The sequence below is a fragment of the Crocosphaera sp. Alani8 genome (genome assembly GCF_038442745.1).
GTDB lineage: Bacteria > Cyanobacteriota > Cyanobacteriia > Cyanobacteriales > Microcystaceae > Crocosphaera.
The window spans coordinates 1-20,221 of the sequence record NZ_JARVCN010000269.1 but is presented as its reverse complement, the minus strand read 5'-3'; the positions used below and the strand labels follow the sequence as shown (position 1 = coordinate 20,221).

The following is a 20,221-nucleotide window of genomic DNA, read 5'->3' as shown; positions in this document are numbered from 1 at the left end:
GATATGGGACAAATTGCCACTAAATTTTCATTATTAAAGAATATAGACGAAAAAAAAGCTTTTTTGAAGGCTATTCCTTTCAGTGCTATTAGTGGAGGATTAACTGATGAATACTATCAAACTCTCACAGACTTTGATTTTATTTCCTTAAAAATTAGTGATGATACTTTTAGAGTAGAAGCTTTAATTCGAGATTATGATTTAATTCATGATCCCGAAATATTAAAAAATTTAGATCCAGAAGAAACCTTAAACCCCCAACAACTAAAAACCCTCAAATTTATTCAACGAACTTTAGAATTATCCTCCCATATATTAAATGAAGACCCAACCCAATTAGTAGGACAATTATGGGGAAGATTACAGGGGTTTAATTATCCCGACATTGAGAAGTTATTGGAAGATGCAAAAGATAGCACACCTAAGAAAGTTCGCTTACGTCCTCTGACTGCTAGTTTAACGACTCCTGATAGTTGTCTGATAAAGACCTTAATAACTATCGTACTTTAAAATTGTGGGATTTAGTTACACATAAAGAAATCTGCACTATGCAAGGTCATGGTGCCTCAGTCAATGCAGTAACGATTAGTCCAGATGGTACACAAGCAGTTTCTGCGTCTGATGACCGTACTTTAAAACTGTGGGATTTAGTTACACATAAAGAAATCTACACTATGCAAGGTCATTCCCGATTAGTAAAGGCAATAGCAATCACTTCTGATGGGAAACACATCATTTCTGGTTCTTTTGATGGAACATTAAGAAGATGGAATTTAGTGACAGGAGAACAAATAGAAATCTTCTATAATACTCATGAAGTAACATCAGTTAAAATAACTTATGATGCGAAAAAAGCAATTTTTGCTTCGGGAGAAGGAAACCTAAAAGTTTTGGATTTAACCAGACAACAAGAAATTTTAACTCTTAAAGGTCATAGAGATCCAATAACAGCATTAGCATTGACTGATGATGGAAAAAAAGCTATTTCTGCCTCTCGTGACCATACCCTAAAATTGTGGGATTTACAAACAGAAATAATAAAAGAAATTTCTACTATTACTGCACATAAAAAGCCAGTAAGATCAATAGCAATAACGCCTAATGATAAAAAGGTTCTTTCTGGATCAGACGATCATACTCTAAAAGTATGGGATTTAGATAAAAAAAAATTACTCCATATTTTCACAAATCATAAAGATTTAGTAAGATCAATAGCGATAACATCAGATAGCAGAAAAGCCATTTCTTGTTCTTATGATACAACCCTAAAAGTATGGGATTTAGATGAAAAAAAATTACTCCATACTTTTTCTCAAGACTCTGAAGTAAATGATAATTTTGTATATACAGTAGCTATTACTAATGACAACAAAAATGTTATTTCTGGTCATCGTGATAATACTTTAAAAGTATGGGATTTAGATGAAAAAAAATTACTCCATACTTTTCCTCAAGACTCTGAAGTGAATGATAATTTTGTATATACAGTAGCTATTACTAATGACAACAAAAAGGTTATTTCTGGTCATCGTGATAATACTTTAAAAGTATGGGATTTAGATGAAAAAAAATTACTCCATATATTTTCTAAAAATCACAGAAAGTATATATATACAATTGCTATTATGTCTAATAATAAACAAGCCATTTCTGGCTCACATGATCACACTGTAAAAATATGGGATTTAGAAACAGGAAAAGTCACATATACTTTTACTGGTCACCAAGATACAGTAACCACAGTAGCGATTACTTCAAATGATAAATATGTTGTTTCTGGAGCTTGGGATAACACTCTCAAATTGTGGAATTTAGAAACAGGTGAAATAATATCCACTTTTACCAGTGACAGTCCTATATTTTGTTGTGCTATTTCTTTAGATAAATCAATTATTGTTGCAGGAGACTCATTAGGAAGGATTCACTTTTTAAGCTTAGAAGGATGCAATGTTAAGTCATCAATTATTAGTCGTTAGTAATCATTTGAAAGAGTTAGCTAACTTATTACGAATATCAATCAATTAATTCAAGAAAAACGAGAAGAAATTATTACTATTGCTGCTAAACACGGCGCAACTAATCTTCGTATTTTTGGTTCCGTTGCACGGGGTGAAGCAGACGAAAATAGCAATCTTGATTTATTAATTGATTATGATAGTAAAAAAAGAAGTCCTTGGTTTCCTCTGAGATTAATCCGCGAATTAGAAACATTATTAAGCTGTAAAGTTGATATTGTTACCCAACAAAGATTAAAAGATAGAATTAAAGAGCGTGTGCTAAAAGAAGCTATGAGGTTATAAGATATGAATAAGGAATTAAGGGTTTTTTGTGTTTTGTTCCTCAACCCAACCTACATCCTATCTTGTACTACGAATAAACCTTTTAATTAAAATGAAAAATTATGTCTCAAATAAAAACTATCAATAATACTAGAGGACATCCAGAATATTTTAAAACCATTATTACAGCAAAAAGCAGTGAGTTTGTGGGGCGTGAATTTGTCTTTTCTGCTATTGATAACTTCATTAATAACTACGATAAAGGTTATTTTACACTTATCAGTGAACCAGGAAGCGGAAAAAGTGCGATCGCTGCTCAATATTTTAACAATAATAATAACGTTGTTTACTACAATTTTGATACCCCCCAACCCCCCTTATTAAGGGGGGAGAATAATGAACTGGGAGATTATGAAACATTCTTAGAAATAGTCAATAATCAATTACTGGAAATATTCTCTAGTTTAGAAACCAATCAACTTGACTATGAATTAGAAAATAATGATAATTTATTCTCCTTATTACTACAAAAAATCAGTGATAAATTACCCCAAAAACAACCCCTAATTATCATTATTGATGGTTGTCATAAACTCGATTTAAACCAATATAAAAGAGGTGCAAACCTTCTCTATTTACCCCGTTATCTACCCAAAAGTGTCTATTTTATCCTTATTCGTCGTCCCTTTCCTAACAATAAATCCAGTTTATTGATAGAAACGCCATCACAAATATTAGATTTATCAAACTATCCCGAAGAAAATAAAAAAGACATCCAAAACTATCTTAACACTTATGCTAATAATCAAGAAAAATCACAAATACTTGACTCTTCGCCTCCTCTCAGAGTAAACAAAAATGAAACTAATTTTATGTATGTAAGTGAAATTATAAAACAGCAAAATTTATCCCCTGAAACTTTACCAGAAAACTTAGAAAACTATTATCAAGAACATTGGAATATGATCAATAAAATAATTGAAAAAGAACCCGAACTCAGTTTACCAATTTTACAATGTCTATTACAACAAGAATCATTAATATCCCTAGAAACCATTGCCGATATGTTAGACGAAGACGAATACGATATTGAGATGATATTAGAAGAATGGCGAGAATTTCTACACTTAGAAACTCAAGAAAACACTCCATACTATCAATTTTATCATCCTAGTTTTCATCACTGGTTAAAATACAAAATTAATTAAGAAACTCTTTCACCTTAGTTAAATAGGTTTCCTTATCTTCTAACATAGGAAAATGTGCTGTTTGGGCTATTTCTACATATTCTATCTTATCATTCAATTTAGCCGCTTCTTGCCCCATTTCCGCAGGAATAATAATATCTTTTTCCCCAGAAACTAACAAAGTTGGTACAGAAATTTCTGCAAACTTTTTCGGCATAACTTCCACAGCTTTTTTACTAACTGATGTATAAATTGTTCCTAACGCTGCTTCATAATCTGCTAAAATAAAATCCTCTAAAAAAGCAACTTTTTCTAAATTATCTATAGGACGATGTAAAAACCTTACCATAAATAAACTAGGGGCAAATGGTACTTTTAAAAACCACTGATAACGAAACTTAACCACATAGCCACCTACCTTATGAAAAGCATCAAAGGCTAACTTATTATATTCAAAAATACCGTTACAAGTCAAAATAGAACGCTCAAGCATTTCAGGGTACATTGTGCTAAATAATGCCCCAACAGAAGCACCCATAGAATGACTATTCATGTAAACTTTTTTAAGTCCTAAACTGTCTAATAATGCCTTTAAATCTTCTGCATATTCTTCTAATTCGTAACTCAAATTCAAGGGATTTTCGGGTAATTTAGAACGACCAAACCCTCGCAAATCATACAATAAGCAATCATAATTATCGCTCAACGCCTCAGCTGTACTGCGCCAATATCTCGAAGAGCCACCCCATCCATGAACAAACACCATAACAGGCTTTTCTAGGGTTCCTGGTTGCCTTATCCACTCATAATAATGATTAACTCCACGAACCTCAATCATTCCTGTTACTTGTTCGATTCTTTGAATTTTTGTTGGTGTAGTAGATAGACTGTTATCCATAACTTCGATGCTTAAATTAATCAAATATGCGCCTTCTTATATTAACTGATTATCTTACATAAATGGGTAAATAAAATATTAAGTATTCTCCTAATCAAGCCTAAGTCTAGATCACAAACTAGATTGTAGCTACAGCGATCGCTAAACACTACACATTTTAAAATCAATTTTTTAATAGCTAAATTTGTCCTTAATGGTGATATAATAGGGCTAGTTTTCATCCCATTTTTTACAGTTATGAGGTAAACGCAACATATCTCTAATCCAATACCATCACCAACTAGTTTATAATTGTTCAACAATTTATTTTCTTACCCTAAATTTTCAATAATTTCTATTTAGATCTGTCTTATACTATGGCTCATATTGGACTAATTTGCCCCGTTGAAACAGGACATCTCAATACCATGCTTCCCTTGGGGAAAGCCTTAAAACAAAGCGGTCATAGAGTAACGTTTTTCGGTATTGTTGATGCTAGAACCAAAATCGAAGCTATGGAATTAGAGTTCCAAGGATTCGGCGAAAAAGTATTTCCCTTGGGTTCAACTAATAAAAGCTTAGCGAAACTAGCAAAACTCAGTGGCATTCCAGCCATTTTATATACAATGAAGTGGTTTCGAGAACTCGCTCAAGTCTTCTTTGACGAAGCTCCAACAGTAATTAAATCAGCACAAATAGATTGGTTATTGGTGGATCAAGTGTGTCCAGAAGGAGGAACCGTTGCTGACTATTTGAACATTCCTTTCATCACCATTTGTTCTGCGTTGCCGTTCAATCAAGAACCTTCCATACCACCTTTTTTTACCTCTTGGCCTTACCAATTAAACTGGGTTTCTTGTCTTCGTAATCAGGTCGTTTATACCCTAAGTAATCCTTTAGGAAAGCCTTTAAAACAACTGAGAGCCAAGTATCGTCAAAAGTGGGGATTAACTCCAGAATTGTCTCCTGATTCATCTTTAGCTATTTTATCTCATCAACCAGCGGAATTTGAATTTCCTAGAAAAAATTTACCTTCATGGTTCCATTTTACCGGTCCTTATCATACTAGTTTGAAACGCCCTTTTATCCCCTTTCCTTGGGAACAATTAACGGATCAACCCTTAATCTATGCTTCTATGGGAACCTTACAAAATGGAGTGGTAGATATTTTTGAAAAAATTGCTCAGGCCTGTGTCAATTTAAAAGTACAATTAGTAATATCTCTAGGAGGTTCAAACTCTTTTTCTTCCCTGCCAAAACTATCAGGTGACCCTCTAGTTGTTAACTATGCTCCTCAATTAGAGTTGTTAGAAAAAGCTTCTTTAACTATTACTCATGGTGGGATGAATACAACCTTAGAATCATTAACCTATGGTGTTCCTATAGTAGCTATTCCTATTACCAATGATCAACCTGGTGTTGCTACTCGTATCGTCTACACAGGTAGTGGGGAATTAATTACCTTATCTCGCCTAAACGTTCCTAGACTGCACCAAACCATTAAGAAGGTACTAACAGAACCTTCTTATAAAAAGAATGCTTTAGAGTTAAAAAATGCCATTCACCAAGCTGGAGGCGTGACTCGTGCTGTTGAAATTATTGAAAAAGCAATTGCAACTCAAAAACCTGTTTTAAATAACGCCCTTTTATGATGAAAAAGCAAACAATTAAAGTTGGAGAATACACAGCCGCTTATATTAGTACAGGTCAAGGATCTCCCCTGATCTTTTTACATGGTTTTTTTGGTAATAGCTCGACTCTTTATCCTATTACTAATGAATTGAAAGAATCCCATCATTGTTTTAGTTTAGATTTACTGGGATTTGGAGAATCTTCAAAACCCGATATTGATTATTTAATTGATGTTCAAGTTGATTTTCTAGAGAAATTTATTCAAGCTATGGAATTATCAGAATTCTCTTTAATTGGTTATTCTTATGGAGCTTGGGTGGCGGCTGCTTATACTATCTCAAAACAGTCCTTTTCTCCCACTAATGAAACCGAAAAGAAAATTGTATCTTCTCCCTCCAAAGCTCGTTTAAACCAATTAGTTTTAATTGCTCCTGCTGGCATTCGAGATGATAAATTTGTCGGTCGCTACAATCATCTTCAACCATTGCTTTGGGACAGCCCTTTGATTGACTTTAGTTTAAATATTATTTCTCCAATCATGAAGTTATTAGGACGAGATAAAGAAATAAAACTTATTCTTGAAGTTCGCCAAGCTTTAATGGATCAACCTGTTGCTAAAAATATAATTAGCCGTCGCTCAAAGCCAGAAGATGCTGTGGATACTGTAGAAAAAAATCTGACTGAAATTACTGTTCCTAGCTTAATTATCGCAGGGGAAGAAGATCAACATATTCCTCTTTGGCATTCTCAAACTTATGCTGAGAATATTCCTAATGCTTCTATTAAAATCATTCCCAAAGCAAATCATAATTTAGTTGATCAACATGGAAAAAAAATTAGTCAATTAATTCAGGAGCTAATAGAAAAGCAATAAAATTTTACCTATAAATTGTTAGTTGGGATAGCAAAATAGCGATCGCTGGTTACCTGAGTTTGATATAAGAGGATTTATAGAAAATCTAAAGACTTAACTCCTGACACCGAACTCAGGTCAAGTGATCATTGATGGCAGAAAATTATTAGGAAAGGGGAGAGAAAAAACTCTCCAACCCTACCCATTAATTGAGATGTTTTTTCAGCATCTCTTCTAGCTGTTGTTTGCCGATCGCCCCTTCGTGTTCCGCTAATAGTTGCTTATCTTTAAACAGTCGTAAAGCCGGAACCCCTTCGACTTTGCACTTACTGCGCGCATCGGGGTTGGGATCTACCTCTAATTTGACTACCTTAAGACTATCGCCGTAGCTATCAGCAATCTTTTTAATGGAAGGAGAAACCAAACGACAAGGACCACACCAAGAAGCCCAAAAATAGACTAGTACGGGGGTGTCAGTTTCAAACACTTCTGTATCAAACTGAGAATCTGTAATTTCGAGAACGCTACTCATAGTTAAGTTATCAGCGATGGATGATTCGGTTACCAGTTAATAGCTTACAAGTTTGGGTAACTGCTTCAACTGGCTTTTTAGTTTTTAGAGATTATCCAGTTCACGGCGCAACTTATCTATCTCGTCATCAAGCACCTTATTTTCGGACGGAGCCTTATCTTCGATTGTCGCCTCTGGTAATGCCCCTTTAGGTTCTTCAGCTCCAGTCATTTGGGCTTTGAGCATAGCTAGTTCGTCTTCTACACCGCTTCCGGCTTCGAGTTTAGCAAATTCATTTTCTAGACTCGCTCCCCCTATTTCTTCTACTGCTTGAGAACGAGCTTCCATGTCTAACACCTTGTTTTCCATGCGTTCAAAAGCAGCCATAGATCCACTGGTGTTGAGGCCATTCATAGTGGATTGTAAGGCTTCGTTAGCCTTAGCCGCCTTTGCCCTGGCGATGAGCATATTTTTCTTGGTCTTAGCTTCGGCAATTTTGCTCTCTAAAGCCGTTAAATTGCGTCGCATGGTTTCAACCTGAGCATTTTGCTGCTCCAATTGCCCTTTGAGGGTGGTAGCGGTATCTGTGTGAGATTTTTTCCTCACTAACGCCTCTCTGGCTAAACTTTCCTCCCCTTTAGATAGGGCTAATTTTGCCCGTTGTTCCCAAGAATTAGCTTCTTTGAGAGCTTGTTTATACTGGCCTTCCGTTCGTTTCTGAGAACCCAGGGTTTGACTGAAGGCTTGTTTCAGTTGAATCAAGTCTTCACCCATATCGATAATGGTTTGTTCTAAGATTTTTTCTGGATCTTCTGCTTTGCTAACAAGATCGTTGAGGTTGCCTCTGACAACTCGGCCTATGCGATCGAATAATCCCATGATACTGTTTATCCTCTTGGTGTGTACAAGGTTGAGTTTAAGGTGTCAAGTTCAAATAACGTTGTTATGCTCGTCGAATGAGACATTTATGTATTCTAGTTTATCAAAAACAAGACTGGGCATAGAACGGGGGTTCGTCACTATAAATTTTCAATCCTTGACTAATTTAATAAACTTCTTTTTGCCTACTTGCAGAATTTTACCCGATAGTTGTTCTGGTTGTTCAAAGCTGAGATTGACATCTGTAATTTTTTCCCCGTCTAAACGCACTGCACCTCCCTGTATTTGTCGTCTTCCTTCTCCACTGCTTGCACAGAGTCCACTAGCATTTAAAATGTAGAATAATTTACCAGGAAATTCCACATTAGATAGATTATATTCGGGAACAGAATCTGTTGAGGCGGTACTTTTATTTTTAACTAAATCTTCCGCAGTTTTTTGGGCAGTTAAAGCTGTCTCTTTTCCATGAAACTGTGAGACAATTTCTAAAGCTAATAACTTTTGACAGTCTCGAGGATTTTCGGGTAATTCATCTAGGGGCAAATTAGTTAAGAGTTCAAAATAGTCTTTAATAATTGCATCGGGGGTTTTTTCTAGTTTAGAATACATGGATAGTTCGTCTTCTTTTAGACCAACATAATTGTTGAGGGATTTCGACATTTTTTGACTACCATCTGTGCCGAGTAAAATAGGTAATAGCAATCCAAATTGAGGCTTCTTACCAAAATGTCTTTGTAGATCCCTACCGACGGCGATATTAAACTTTTGATCCGTTCCCCCTAATTCCACATCTGCATCGATCATCACCGAGTCATAACCTTGCATTAAAGGATAGAGGAATTCATGAATAAAAATAGGATTTTCTTGTTTATATCGTTCGGCAAACCCTTCTTTAGCTAACATTTGCCCCACGGTCATAGTGGCTAACAGTTCTTGAATTTTGGCTAAATTTAGATCCTGTAACCACTCAGAATTGTACCGTATTTCTAATCGTCCTGGAGTATCAAAATCTAGGATAGGACGCAGTTGCTCTAGGTAATTTTTGGCGTTGTTTCTAACAGCTTCGGATGTCAATTGTTTGCGAACTTCTGATTTACCAGTAGGATCGCCAATTTGTGCGGTGAAATCTCCTATAATAACCACTGCTGTGTGACCTGCATCCTGAAACGCCCTTAACTTACGAAAGGGAATGCTATGACCTAAATGAATGTCGGTTCCAGTGGGATCAATTCCTAATTTAATCCTCAAAGGATTGTGAGATTTTTCTATCAGTTTCTCTAGGTTTTCTTCGGGGTTATTAGAATCAGGTTGACTAGGAAAAATTTCGCTGGTTCCTCTATGTAACCAATGGAAAGAGTCAGGGATAATTACTGAGGACATAACGGGTCGATGGTAATTGATTGCTTAGTAATATACCCTCCATTTTAACAGATTTTAAGCTCTTTTTATCCGATTTAGTTTGCCTTTTACAGTAGAAATCCTGAGACTATTCTGTGAATTTTCTCAATACAAGATAAATTTGTCTGGATAATTTTCCCCATGATATTTTATTTTTGTTATGATAAACTGTTGATAAGATAATTTTATTTGTCGAAAAGTTATGACTACAGAAAGAGAGTACCAAGAAGGAAGAAGACGAATTAAAAAGCAGAGAAGGCAAGAGAAAAAAAGTAATAACCTCGTTTTCTGGTTTTTAGCAGGATTGGCTGTTTTTATAGGGTTAATAACAGTTCAATCCAATCAAAATTTATCTCCACAAAATCGTTCCTCTGATCAAAATCAAATTTATTAGCTACCCACTTTTTTCTGCACAATAGCCCTTATTTAATTAAAATTATTATCAATAAGAGTATGGAAAAAACTTAAGCTTTATTTCACGATAAAAGATAAAAAAGTAGGATAATCTAAAGTTGTAGTCTCTGAACAAATCAATTAACTTGTTCTTAAAAAAGGGGCTAAAAACCATATCCTTGAAAAGCAAAATCTTCTCCTCAACAGGTAAAATATGAGAGAACTTGACAGAGAAAAAACCAACGACATTCTTAACACCATTATGGAATACGAATTAGCTGGTGTTGTTCGCTACACCCACTATTCTTTGATGGTCACAGGTCCCCATCGTCTTCCTATTGTACAATTTTTTCAACAACAAGCCACAGAATCTCTGGTTCATGCTCAACAAGTTGGAGAAATTTTAACAGGATTAGAAGGGCATCCTAGTTTAAAAATTGCTGCGATGGAAGAGACAAACGAGCATAGTTTACACAACATTTTATTAGAAAGTCTCAACCACGAAAAAAAGGCTTTAGACTTGTATAAAGAACTGTTAGTTCTAGTAGAAAATGCGAGCATTTATATCGAAGAATTTGCACGGGGCATGATTGGACAAGAGGAAGTTCACAACATAGAATTAAAGAAAATGTTACGGGATTATGTTTAATCAAACCCAAACAAATTAAAAGTAACCCAGATATAGTGTCTGGGTTATTTTGTATAATAATCTTAAAAGCATTTTTAAAACCCATCACTAAAATAAAGCCAAAGGATTCATAGAGTGATATGTGACTTTTTCTAGTAATTTGGGTAATCTTATACTAACCATTTAATCCTGCACCTTAAGTTAAAATCTAGCAAAACTATATTCAATCTATTCCTATGTTTCATAAGATTAAAACCTATTTAGGTCGTCAAAAGTTACAACCAAGATCCTCTAAGTTTAAAAAGAATCGTTTTGGAGTAAAAATAAATCATAATCAGTGGTTCAAACCTCAATATATAATAGGATTTTTAACATTGTTTCTGGTATTAATTGTAGAGGGAAATCAAAACTGGTTCAGTAGCGAGATGACAGCCAGAATGTATCAACCTATTCCTGCTACAATAGAATCTCCCTGGCCGTGGCAAGAAAAAACTGAGATTCATGATCTAATTGCTAACATACATCCTAACACTGAAACTGATATTCAATCCGTTGCTAACTATATTAAAACTAACGAATTAGATCCTTTTTTACGCATCAAAGCTGTTCATGATTATGTTGTGACTAAATTAACTTATGATGTAGCTGTTTTGGAAACGGGAGTTAGACCTTCTCAGGAAGCTAGGGATGTTTTTAAAACAGGTCAAGCTGTGTGTGAAGGGTATGCTAAATTATTTGAAGCTATAGCAAAAGCAATGGGAGAAGATGTCATTTATTTGGAGGGAGACGTTCGCAGAGAATTTGCTCCTAATGATGTTATTCCCCTTAATCTAAAGTTTTTGGATCTTAGTTATAACTGGACAAGACACGCTTGGAATGCAGTTAAAATTGAAGAAAATTGGTACCTTGTTGATACGACCTGGGATGATTCAGAAACAAGTTATTATACTGATTATTTAATGCCTCCTGAAAGGATGATGAATATTAGTCACTTACCAGATAACGAGAATTGGCAACTTTCTTATACTCCTAATTCCCCAGAAAAGTTTGAAAAACAGCCCTTACTAACTCCTGATTTTTTTAAATACGAACTAGAATTACTTTCCGCACTTCAATATAATAATCAAGTAGAAAATACAGGTAAAATCAGGATAGAAAATAAAAATAATTCACTAGAAATTGTCGCACTATATCAAGAAATAGAAAAAGATAAACTTTTAAACTTTGGGAAAAAAGAGATAACAGAGGAATCTGGAAAATGTGACAGGGAAAAAAATTCCCCAGAAGAAATTACGATTTCTTGTCAGTTTCCAAAATCAGGAGTCTATCAAGTCTCAATGTTAAGTTTTGATAAAGTAAACACAAATCAAATTAATCCTATACCTCTGGGTGAACTACAGTTTACTGTTTCAGATTTGTAACAGGCTAAATCTTAGTTGATCACTTACTATAAAATCATTTATCATTAACATTGATTGATAAGATAAGTGTATCTACAGACTATCCTTTTCAATTCAATATTCACTACGAAGAAATAGTTTATGAGTGCCAATACCCTTGATGCCAAAGATTTATTTCAAGCTGCCTACGAAAACCGTTACACTTGGGATGAAAATTTTCCAGGTTACACTGCTGATGTGACTTTCAGGGAAAACGATCGCACCTTTACTGGTCAAGTGCGCGTTAACCAGGATATGTCCACAGAAGTGTTTAACATCGAAGATCAAGAAGCTGCTGCGCAAGTTAAATCCCAACTATGGGAAACAGCTATCCATCGGGTTCGCCGCTCTTTTGAGCAGGTTCATGGTCAAAATACCTTTACCTACGGTAACACAGACGAAAGCGGTGCTGTAGAAATCCTCATGGGAGGTAAATCAGAAGGCGATCGCTATAAACTTCGTGATAACGAGGTTTGCCACGTTCACCGTCATATTCACGGGGTTGTGGTTACCATTGACACCTTCAGCAGTCATGAAACAGGGGAGGGTTATCTTTCCCATCGCTATGACTCCATTTACCACGATCCCAAGACAGGGGAACTCAAAGGGGGGAAAACCGATTTTGAGGACAATTATGAACAAGTAGGTGATTATTACATCCTAACTAGTCGTGTTATTACAGGGGAAGGAAATGGAGAAACTGTAACCAAAGAATTCGGTTTTTCTAATGTTAAGTTATTGCAACCAGCAATGGCTGAAGTCTAACTTAAACTGTAAGTTTTTTCATCTTTGACCGAGGTTTCTTCCTCGGTCGAGAGAAATTAAGGTAAATAATTTAATGTAATCTAATCTGAAAATTCCTTAACCTCAAAGCATTTGAAACCACAGAAACAGAACTAAAAGCCATCGCAACACCGGCGATTATTGGGTTCAATAAGACACCAAAGAAAGGATACATAATACCAGCAGCAATAGGAATACCTAAAGAGTTATAAATAAAAGCAAAAAAGAGATTTTGACGAATATTTTTCATAGTAGCACGACTCAATTTTATCGCCGTGACAATCCCTTCTAAATCTCCCGAAATAAGGGTAATATCGCTGGCAGACATAGCAACATCGGTACCAGTGCCAATGGCTATCCCTACATCAGCTTGAGCAAGTGCTGGTGCGTCGTTAATACCATCTCCCACCATAGCTACAATTTTACCCTGATATTGCTGAATTTCTTTTATTTTATCCGCTTTTTCCCCAGGAAGAACCCCAGAGAAAACACGATAGATTCCCACTTCATCGGCGATCGCTTGAGCAGTTTGTGGGTTATCTCCTGTTAACATAATTACTTCTAAGCCCATTTTTTTCAGATTCTTAACCACTTCAGAGGAAGATGGTTTAACCGCATCAGCGATAGCAAATAAGCCCTTTATTTCCCCATCAATAGCAATCCAGGGTGTTGTTTTTGCTTGGCTTTCCCATTGCCTTGCTTGGGGGATTAAATTATCAGTAGTGACCCCTAATTTTTCCATCCATTTTTGTGTTCCTATTTGCACCAACTTTCCTTCTATTTTACCTTGTACCCCTTGACCACCCATCGCTTCAAAATTATCAACTTTGGGTAGGTCATTAGAAATACCTTGAGACTTAGCATAATTAACAATAGCTTCTGCTAAGGGATGCTCAGAGTTATGTTCAATGGCGGCGACTATCTCTAATAAATTCAATTCATCTTGGTTAGTGATTTCTTGAATGGTAATATAATCGGTAACTATAGGTTTGCCTTGTGTTAATGTTCCCGTTTTATCTAGGACGATCGCTTGAATTTTGTGGGCTAATTCTAAACTATCTGCTCCTTTGATTAAAATGCCGTTTTCTGCTCCTTTACCCGTTCCCACCATAATAGATGTGGGAGTTGCCAACCCTAAAGCGCAAGGACAAGCAATAATTAAAACACTCACTGTGGCTATCATTGCTAGAGATAAATTTTGAGCAAAAATCACCCAACTAATAAAACTAATGATTGCAATAGTTATCACCCCAGGAACAAACCAAGCGGTTACTCGATCTGCTATTTTCTGAATAGGGGCTTTACTGTTTTGTGCTGATTCTACTAACTTAATTATTTGGGATAAAGTAGTATTCTTTCCTACTTTTTGCGCTTCAAATTTAAAACTTCCCGTTTTATTTATAGTAGCCCCGATCACCTCATCTCCTAATTGTTTGTCCACTGGTATTGACTCCCCTGTAATCATAGATTCATCAAGGGTAGACACTCCTTCAAGAATTACACCATCAACCGGTATTTTTTCCCCTGGTTTTACCAAAACAATGTCACCGATGACCACATCTTCAACAGCGATATCAACAGTTTCTCCTCGACGAATTATTCTAGCTGTTTTAGCTTGTAATCCCATTAACTTGTGAATTGCTTCTGATGTCTTCTTTCTTGCTCTATTTTCTAATAACCTACCCAATAAAATTAAGGTAATAATCACCACAGCAGCTTCATAATAAACATCAGCATTTAAACCTTGAGAGATGAAAAACTGGGGAGACAAAGTGGCTAATAAAGAGTATATAAAGGCCGCCCCAGTACCTAAAGCAACTAAGGTATTCATATCAGAAGTACCACACTTTAAAGCTTTAAATGCTCCTATATAGAATCCTTTGCCACACCAAAAAACGACAGGAATACTTAATACTAGCTGTAACCAAGGATTATGTAACCAATGAGGAATAAACGCAATAGATAAACCCGTCATCATTGGTAATGATCCAAAAATTAAGATAAAACTAATAACGCCACCAAAGATCACTTTTTGGTTTAATTCTTGTTGTTTAGAGTCTTGGTTTTTCTCTACATTATCTTGACTTTGATGATTATTATTTTCTTCTAAAATATAACTTTGATATCCTGCTTGAGTCAGCTTCGATTGAATTTCCTCTATGCTAGTAGTTTTAAGCTCATATTCTACGGTTGCTCTTTCTAAAGCGTAGTTTACATTACATTTTTTCACCCCAGAAACCTTATTAACTACTGCTTCAATTTTTGCTGCACAAGCGGCACAACCCATTCCCTCTAAATGTAAAGTTTCTTGTATCAAATTTATACTTTTATGAGAAGATTGACCCTGTAGAGAATTCTTCATATTCTTTGTCTTTTCTCGCTTTCTTATATTATATAGCGTCCCTTTTAAGAGAAGAGTTAATCATGATCCCTTCAAATCTTAAGCCTTTATAAAAAATCAAGGGAGTTTCTAAAGTCTTACCTATAATTGCCACCAAATACCTTCTTTTTGAACAATGAAAATAGTTAGTAAATTAGAGATTTTCGCTGGTGTTACCCTTACATCTTTAGCATTTTGCAATCAATCAGCACTTAGTAAAAATAATAGTATAAATCAGCTTGAAAACACCCTCAATCAAGAAACTGAAATCATTGTCACCGAGTCAGCACATCACGAAAGCTTACTAGTGTCTTCGGGACAAATGTTGTATGTTAACCATTCTTTAACATCTTTATCTATTCCTCAACCTTTGGGAGTATTGTGTATTTTAGGGATAGCAGGACTTAGCAGTTTTTTGAAGTTGAAAATAGCGAAAGTTAAACATAATAAAAAAGTAGAAGAAAAGATAGAGGTAACTCCTACAGAATATCAACCACAGCAAATGCTTGATTCCTAGTCTTTGTCCATATATGGTGTTCAATGATTGCTCTCAATGGTCTAAAAGCATTAGAATAGGTGAATCGGTTAAGATAAAGCCGCCGAATGATCAAAACTAGACGAACCACATCTAGCAATATTAGTCCTGAAGATACATCCTGGCCGTTTTGGCCAATAGTGCCATTGTATCCCTATGGTCAACGTCGCACTCTCCGCACAGAAGTCGTAAAAGACACTATTTGGACGTTTGAGCAGTGTCAGGGTATTCTCTATGTAGTAGTCCCCATCCGCATGACAGTAGTTAGACTGGAAAAGGGGGGACTGTTAGTTTATGCACCGGTTGCACCTACTGGTGAATGTATTAGTCTGGTTAACGAGTTAGTGGGTGCCTATGGTGATGTCAAATACATTATTTTACCCACAGTTTCCGGCATCGAGCATAAAGTATTTGTGGGCCCATTTGCCAGATGTTTCCCGAAAGCACAAGTGTTTATCTCCCCAGATCAGTGGAGTTTCCCCCTTAATCTTCCTTTGAGTTGGTTGGGTTTCCCTGGGGAACGAACCCACAAATTACCGTTAAACAGTCAAGAAAGTCCCTTTGCCGATGAGTTTGACTATGAAATTTTGGGTCCTTTGGATTTAGGGTTAGGTATATTCCAAGAAGTCGCATTTTATCATAAGCGATCGCACACATTATTACTAACAGATTCTATTATTTCTATTCCTTCAGAACCTCCTGAAATTATTAAAATTGATCCTTATCCTTTGCTATTTCATGCCAAAGAAAACGGTTTAGAAATCATTGAGGACACTATACAAAATAGAATTAAAGGATGGCAAAGAATTGTTTTATTCTCCCTTTATTTCCGTCCCAGTTCATTAGGAGTTGTTAAATGGGGCCGAGTTTTCAAAAATGCTTTTAAGGCTCCCGATCGCTCTAGAAAAGCTTACTTTGGACTATTCCCTTTCCAATGGAATGAGGGTTGGGAATCTTCTTTTAAAGAATTATACCTTCAGCCTTTGATTGTAGCTCCCATCTTACAAGGGGTTATATTTAACCGCAGTCCATTAGAGGTTTTAAGTTGGGTAGATAAAGTCTCATTGTGGGGATTTGAACGCATAATTCCTGCTCATTTTTCCGCCCCAATACAGACCAATTCTTCCCAATTCAGAGAAGCTTTTGATTGTCTCCGCTACCCCAAACATAACCTAGAAAATGATGATTTTCAACTGATAAGAGACATTGAAAAAAGATTGACACAAATAGGCGTAACTCCACCTTCTAAACTGTAGTTGAAATCGTTATCAGTTATAGGTTAAGGTTTAAACTTTTTGATCTAGCAATAGAGAAATTTATTGACACCCTAAACCCTGTTCAATCATTGCTATTTGCTTTGAGTAAACTTTTAGTATATACTGAAAGTAAGAGGGTATGGGTCGAGAGTATGTGCATTTTTTACACCCCACCCCCCAGCTGAGCTTTGTCACTAACAATATTAGATGAACCATAACCCTGAAGAGACATCACCACAACTATCGGAAGAACAGGCTGAAGAATTAATGCGATCGCTTCTCCACAAAGAAGGTACTTGGGTAGACTGGGGAAAGACCTGTCAGCAACTACAGAAAGCCGGTTATAACAATCAGACTATCTTTGAGAAAACTGGGTTTCAGGCCAGTCAACAAAATTTGATCATCGTTGCAGCTCAAGTTTATAACAGTCTGCTCAATAGCGAAGCACCAGAAGATTTGTTAAGTTATTGCAGAGGTCCTAAGAGCGATGTACTGTACGAGTTGCGTATACTTAACCAAAATCAAAGGGAGATAGTGGCGCACTTAGCAAAAGATAAGAATTTAGACCACATGGAAACCAGAGATGTTGCCAAGACATTTCAAACATTTTCATTAATGCCTCAGCTACCACCAGGGTTTACCCTCCATCCTGGAGATGCAATGGCTTATCAGTGTTGGAAACAAGCAAAACAGAAAAAAGACCTGCAAGAGCGCACTCGATCTATTGCTAAAGGGTTAAAATATGCTTTCTCCAATAGTGCTAGAGAAGCCATCGAAAAATTACTCAGTGACTTCACCCTAACCCCCGAAGCCAAAGCACCGTTAATGCCTCTTTACCGCGTCCAGGACCAGGAAGAGATATCTCGTATAGTTCCCTTAGCTGGAACCCTACCCTTAAGCAGAGAGCAGGTAGTAGGAGTAGAAAAAATAGAAACAATTAGCCCATTTAACTACGTAAACTATACTAACACAGGTTCTGTGGTTCCGTTACCCAGTTGGCAATCTGTTTTAAAAGCAGTCGATCCGGTGGCTATTTTGTGTCAAAGCGATCGTCTTCCTCAGTCATTAACAGGACAACCAGAGGAGGTTTTAGTGTTGATTGATAGGGGCATAACCCAATGGAACGATCAGAGTTATTTTTTAGTAGAAGAAGCAGGAGAATTAACCTTTAAATGGTTTGCTGAAAGTCCTTCTATTTCCCTATTAGGTCAAGTGGTAATTGTTCTAAGACCTAAAAAGATTTTTGATGAAAATAACCTATTGGAACCTTGGCAAATGGATGATTAAAAGTCACATCTTGCACCTGAATTCTAATGGTTTGGTGTGAATTACTATCTCCTGGTGTACTGTCTTTTTTTTGATTATTAAGTGTTATTTTCTAACTGATTGGAGCTAAAACAATACAATGGAAAAATTATACGAAGGCAAAGCAAAAATTCTCTATAGTACAGACAATCCCGAAGAGCTTCTGACTCATTTTAAAGACGATGCTACCGCCTTCAATGCTCAGAAACGGGGAACCATCCTAGAAAAAGGGAAAATGAACTGTCAAATCACAGTTGCCTTGTTTCAGTGGCTAGAATCCAAAGGAATTCTTACCCATTTAATCCAACAGATTGCAGAGGAGCAAATATTAGTTAAACGAGTCCAGATAATCCCCATAGAAGTAGTCGTGAGAAATATTGCAGCCGGGAGTTTATGTCGCCAAACCGGTTTGAGAGAAGGAGATAAATTACCCCATAGCCTAGTGGAATTTTACTTTAAAAACGATGAACTAGGAGATCCCTTACTAACCCGTGATCGCCTTTTAATTTTAGAACTCGCCACAGAAGAACAACTCAAAGAACTACAAACTCTTGCATTAGAAATCAACCAGCATTTACAACAATTTTTTGCCAGTTGTCAAATTACCCTAGTAGATTTTAAGTTGGAATTTGGTATTGATAGCCACGGAAAAATCCTACTAGCCGATGAAATTAGTCCCGATACTTGTCGACTTTGGGATCAATCAGAACAAGATCCCGAAAAACGAGTTATGGATAAAGATCGTTTTCGCCGAGACTTAGGACAAGTTGAAAACGCCTATCAACAAGTCCACAAAAGAGTTATAGACAAATTATCATCTTTAAAATAGTTGATTCCTATTTGTTACACGAAAAGAGGATTCCAACTGTTTCCTTTAAAACCATAATTAAACAAAGATGGATGTAAAATTTCAGCCAATATTTCTGTAGAGTCGACTAATCTCTGACTGGGACGATTGAAATAAGCATTGCCGTCTACAATAAAAACTTGACCATTTTTGACAGCTTTCAAGTTTTTCCAGTCTGAATAGTTACTCAATATTTGTGCTTCTTGTTGAGTACGCTTTAAGTCGAAACCACAGGGCATAATCACAATCACGTCGGGATTAGCTGCTGTCAAACTTTCCCAGGTTAAATATGGGGAATGTTCTCCTTTGACTCCTAACAGTGGTTGTCCTCCAGCAATCTCTACGAGTTCAGGAATCCAGTTACCACCACCCATTAATGGTTCTATCCATTCTAGAGCAACCACTGTAGGTTTGGGATCGATGTTTTCAATTTTTGTGGTAATTTCTTTGATTCGTTGTTTTAACCCTCTTAAAACTGGTTGAGAGTCGATGCCAAAAGTTTTTCCCACTCGTTCAATGTCTGCGAACACTTCTTTTAGGAGGTTAGGTTGTAATGAGATAACTTGGGGTTTAGAGTCAGTTAACTGAGCGATCGCCGCTTCAACAGTAGCAAAATTCACAGCACAAACATCACATTGATCCTGAGTAACGATATGAGTAGGTTGAAGTTTTTGAAGGGTTTGAAGCTCAATATTATAAATACTCAGAGCTTGTTGTAGTAGGGTTTGAACATCTTGATCTATTTGCCCACTACTACGGGTAATATCGAGTCTGGCAGTGGTGCAAACGGGTAATTCACGGACTAAGGAAGGATAATCGCATTCGTGAGAACGTCCCACAAGCTCTTTCGTTAAACCTAAACAATCAATGATCTCTGTAGCCGAAGGAAGCAGAGAAACAATTTTTAAATAAACTTGAGTAGTCATGGATTAAAGCCTAAAGTTTTCTCTCTATTTTTGTCTTATCATTTTTTCTTGCAGATACTAAGTACCTAAGCAAAATTAATTGTATAGTTTGAGCCAAAGTGTTTGAGAATATT

Annotated in this window: 20 protein-coding genes; 14 read left to right on the top strand and 6 right to left on the bottom strand. The window is 36.2% G+C overall.

All coding sequences use genetic code 11. From position 1 onward, the window contains the following. Positions 1-3 precede the first annotated feature (3 nt). The 4 genes from P9B04_RS15320 to P9B04_RS15305 all read left to right on the top strand — a co-directional run bounded on the left by P9B04_RS15320 (position 4) and on the right by P9B04_RS15305 (position 3,487). A complete protein-coding gene (locus P9B04_RS15320) occupies positions 4-510 on the top strand; it encodes a hypothetical protein (protein WP_342055854.1) in 507 nt (168 codons plus the stop codon). After that, positions 474-1,976, top strand: a complete 1,503-nt coding sequence (locus P9B04_RS15315) for a WD40 repeat domain-containing protein (protein ID WP_342055853.1) — start codon at positions 474-476, stop codon at positions 1,974-1,976. The genes P9B04_RS15320 and P9B04_RS15315 overlap by 37 nt, the downstream gene beginning before the upstream one ends. Positions 1,977-2,012: 36 nt before the next feature. After that, positions 2,013-2,300: a nucleotidyltransferase family protein gene (locus P9B04_RS15310; protein WP_446718010.1), complete on the top strand. Its 288-nt coding sequence runs from the start codon at positions 2,013-2,015 to the stop codon at positions 2,298-2,300. 101 nt (positions 2,301-2,401) lie between these two features. Beyond that, positions 2,402-3,487 (top strand): ATP-binding protein, encoded by a 1,086-nt coding sequence (locus tag P9B04_RS15305; RefSeq protein WP_342055852.1) that lies wholly within the window; start codon positions 2,402-2,404, stop codon positions 3,485-3,487. Here P9B04_RS15305 and P9B04_RS15300 read toward each other — a convergent pair. Continuing rightward, positions 3,480-4,364 (bottom strand): alpha/beta fold hydrolase, encoded by an 885-nt coding sequence (locus P9B04_RS15300; protein WP_446718009.1) that lies wholly within the window; start codon positions 4,362-4,364, stop codon positions 3,480-3,482. The genes P9B04_RS15305 and P9B04_RS15300 overlap by 8 nt on opposite strands. 356 nt (positions 4,365-4,720) lie before the next feature. Here P9B04_RS15300 and P9B04_RS15295 point away from each other — a divergent pair, with 356 nt between their 5' ends. After that, positions 4,721-5,995 carry a glycosyltransferase gene (locus P9B04_RS15295; RefSeq protein WP_342055851.1) on the top strand — a complete coding sequence of 425 codons (1,275 nt, stop codon included), beginning with the start codon at positions 4,721-4,723 and terminating at the stop codon, positions 5,993-5,995. Continuing rightward, entirely contained in the window at positions 5,992-6,849 is an 858-nt protein-coding gene (locus tag P9B04_RS15290) for an alpha/beta fold hydrolase (protein WP_342055850.1), read from the top strand. The genes P9B04_RS15295 and P9B04_RS15290 overlap by 4 nt, the downstream gene beginning before the upstream one ends. A gap of 184 nt (positions 6,850-7,033) precedes the next feature. Here P9B04_RS15290 and P9B04_RS15285 read toward each other — a convergent pair whose 3' ends face one another. The 3 genes from P9B04_RS15285 to tyrS all read right to left on the bottom strand — a co-directional run bounded on the left by P9B04_RS15285 (position 7,034) and on the right by tyrS (position 9,598). Next, positions 7,034-7,360 (bottom strand): thioredoxin family protein, encoded by a 327-nt coding sequence (locus P9B04_RS15285; protein WP_342055849.1) that lies wholly within the window; start codon positions 7,358-7,360, stop codon positions 7,034-7,036. A gap of 84 nt (positions 7,361-7,444) precedes the next feature. Then, positions 7,445-8,218: a PspA/IM30 family protein gene (locus tag P9B04_RS15280; RefSeq protein ID WP_342055848.1), complete on the bottom strand. Its 774-nt coding sequence runs from the start codon at positions 8,216-8,218 to the stop codon at positions 7,445-7,447. A gap of 150 nt (positions 8,219-8,368) precedes the next feature. Continuing rightward, a complete protein-coding gene (tyrS, locus tag P9B04_RS15275; RefSeq protein WP_342055847.1) occupies positions 8,369-9,598 on the bottom strand; it encodes a tyrosine--tRNA ligase in 1,230 nt (409 codons plus the stop codon). Positions 9,599-9,818: 220 nt separating this feature from the next. Between tyrS and P9B04_RS15270 the strand changes: the two genes are divergently transcribed. The 4 genes from P9B04_RS15270 (at position 9,819) to P9B04_RS15255 (ending at position 12,841) form a co-directional block, all read left to right on the top strand. After that, positions 9,819-10,010: a hypothetical protein gene (locus P9B04_RS15270; protein ID WP_342055846.1), complete on the top strand. Its 192-nt coding sequence runs from the start codon at positions 9,819-9,821 to the stop codon at positions 10,008-10,010. A gap of 213 nt (positions 10,011-10,223) precedes the next feature. Next, a complete protein-coding gene (locus P9B04_RS15265) occupies positions 10,224-10,658 on the top strand; it encodes a ferritin-like domain-containing protein (protein ID WP_342055845.1) in 435 nt (144 codons plus the stop codon). Between the two features lie 215 nt (positions 10,659-10,873). Next, positions 10,874-12,058 (top strand): transglutaminase domain-containing protein, encoded by a 1,185-nt coding sequence (locus tag P9B04_RS15260; protein ID WP_342055844.1) that lies wholly within the window; start codon positions 10,874-10,876, stop codon positions 12,056-12,058. 120 nt (positions 12,059-12,178) lie between these two features. Next, entirely contained in the window at positions 12,179-12,841 is a 663-nt protein-coding gene (locus tag P9B04_RS15255) for a DUF3386 domain-containing protein (protein WP_342055843.1), read from the top strand. A gap of 70 nt (positions 12,842-12,911) precedes the next feature. Here P9B04_RS15255 and P9B04_RS15250 read toward each other — a convergent pair whose 3' ends face one another. Further along, positions 12,912-15,221 carry a heavy metal translocating P-type ATPase gene (locus P9B04_RS15250; RefSeq protein ID WP_342055842.1) on the bottom strand — a complete coding sequence of 770 codons (2,310 nt, stop codon included), beginning with the start codon at positions 15,219-15,221 and terminating at the stop codon, positions 12,912-12,914. Positions 15,222-15,375: 154 nt separating this feature from the next. Here P9B04_RS15250 and P9B04_RS15245 point away from each other — a divergent pair, with 154 nt between their 5' ends. The 4 genes from P9B04_RS15245 (at position 15,376) to purC (ending at position 19,164) form a co-directional block, all read left to right on the top strand. Further along, the gene (locus tag P9B04_RS15245; RefSeq protein ID WP_342055841.1) at positions 15,376-15,756 is read left to right on the top strand and encodes a hypothetical protein; all 381 of its coding nucleotides are present in this window, start codon (positions 15,376-15,378) and stop codon (positions 15,754-15,756) included. Positions 15,757-15,842: 86 nt separating this feature from the next. Then, on the top strand, positions 15,843-17,030 hold the full coding sequence (locus tag P9B04_RS15240; RefSeq protein ID WP_342055840.1) for a DUF4336 domain-containing protein: 1,188 nt from the start codon (positions 15,843-15,845) through the stop codon (positions 17,028-17,030). 207 nt (positions 17,031-17,237) lie between these two features. Beyond that, positions 17,238-18,317, top strand: coding sequence for a RuBisCO accumulation factor 1 (locus P9B04_RS15235; RefSeq protein WP_342055839.1), 1,080 nt, complete (start codon positions 17,238-17,240; stop codon positions 18,315-18,317). A 118-nt stretch (positions 18,318-18,435) separates the two neighbouring features. Continuing rightward, positions 18,436-19,164 carry a phosphoribosylaminoimidazolesuccinocarboxamide synthase gene (purC, locus tag P9B04_RS15230; RefSeq protein ID WP_342055838.1) on the top strand — a complete coding sequence of 243 codons (729 nt, stop codon included), beginning with the start codon at positions 18,436-18,438 and terminating at the stop codon, positions 19,162-19,164. 14 nt (positions 19,165-19,178) lie between these two features. Here the strand turns inward: purC and P9B04_RS15225 are convergent, their stop codons facing one another. Then, positions 19,179-20,108 carry a cobalamin-binding protein gene (locus P9B04_RS15225; RefSeq protein ID WP_342055837.1) on the bottom strand — a complete coding sequence of 310 codons (930 nt, stop codon included), beginning with the start codon at positions 20,106-20,108 and terminating at the stop codon, positions 19,179-19,181. Positions 20,109-20,221 lie beyond the last annotated feature (113 nt).

Bases quoted from the DNA above. Each gene is read 5' to 3' on its own strand.
- P9B04_RS15320 (WP_342055854.1), top strand. From the start codon at position 4: ATGGGACAAATTGCCACTAAATTTTCATTATTAAAGAATATAGACGAA.
- P9B04_RS15305 (WP_342055852.1), top strand. From the start codon at position 2,402: ATGTCTCAAATAAAAACTATCAATAATACTAGAGGACATCCAGAATAT.
- P9B04_RS15300 (WP_446718009.1), bottom strand. From the start codon at position 4,364: ATGGATAACAGTCTATCTACTACACCAACAAAAATTCAAAGAATCGAA.
- P9B04_RS15295 (WP_342055851.1), top strand. From the start codon at position 4,721: ATGGCTCATATTGGACTAATTTGCCCCGTTGAAACAGGACATCTCAAT.
- P9B04_RS15290 (WP_342055850.1), top strand. From the start codon at position 5,992: ATGATGAAAAAGCAAACAATTAAAGTTGGAGAATACACAGCCGCTTAT.
- P9B04_RS15285 (WP_342055849.1), bottom strand. From the start codon at position 7,360: ATGAGTAGCGTTCTCGAAATTACAGATTCTCAGTTTGATACAGAAGTG.
- P9B04_RS15280 (WP_342055848.1), bottom strand. From the start codon at position 8,218: ATGGGATTATTCGATCGCATAGGCCGAGTTGTCAGAGGCAACCTCAAC.
- tyrS (WP_342055847.1), bottom strand. From the start codon at position 9,598: ATGTCCTCAGTAATTATCCCTGACTCTTTCCATTGGTTACATAGAGGA.
- P9B04_RS15270 (WP_342055846.1), top strand. From the start codon at position 9,819: ATGACTACAGAAAGAGAGTACCAAGAAGGAAGAAGACGAATTAAAAAG.
- P9B04_RS15265 (WP_342055845.1), top strand. From the start codon at position 10,224: ATGAGAGAACTTGACAGAGAAAAAACCAACGACATTCTTAACACCATT.
- P9B04_RS15260 (WP_342055844.1), top strand. From the start codon at position 10,874: ATGTTTCATAAGATTAAAACCTATTTAGGTCGTCAAAAGTTACAACCA.
- P9B04_RS15255 (WP_342055843.1), top strand. From the start codon at position 12,179: ATGAGTGCCAATACCCTTGATGCCAAAGATTTATTTCAAGCTGCCTAC.
- P9B04_RS15250 (WP_342055842.1), bottom strand. From the start codon at position 15,221: ATGAAGAATTCTCTACAGGGTCAATCTTCTCATAAAAGTATAAATTTG.
- P9B04_RS15245 (WP_342055841.1), top strand. From the start codon at position 15,376: ATGAAAATAGTTAGTAAATTAGAGATTTTCGCTGGTGTTACCCTTACA.
- P9B04_RS15240 (WP_342055840.1), top strand. From the start codon at position 15,843: ATGATCAAAACTAGACGAACCACATCTAGCAATATTAGTCCTGAAGAT.
- P9B04_RS15235 (WP_342055839.1), top strand. From the start codon at position 17,238: ATGAACCATAACCCTGAAGAGACATCACCACAACTATCGGAAGAACAG.
- purC (WP_342055838.1), top strand. From the start codon at position 18,436: ATGGAAAAATTATACGAAGGCAAAGCAAAAATTCTCTATAGTACAGAC.
- P9B04_RS15225 (WP_342055837.1), bottom strand. From the start codon at position 20,108: ATGACTACTCAAGTTTATTTAAAAATTGTTTCTCTGCTTCCTTCGGCT.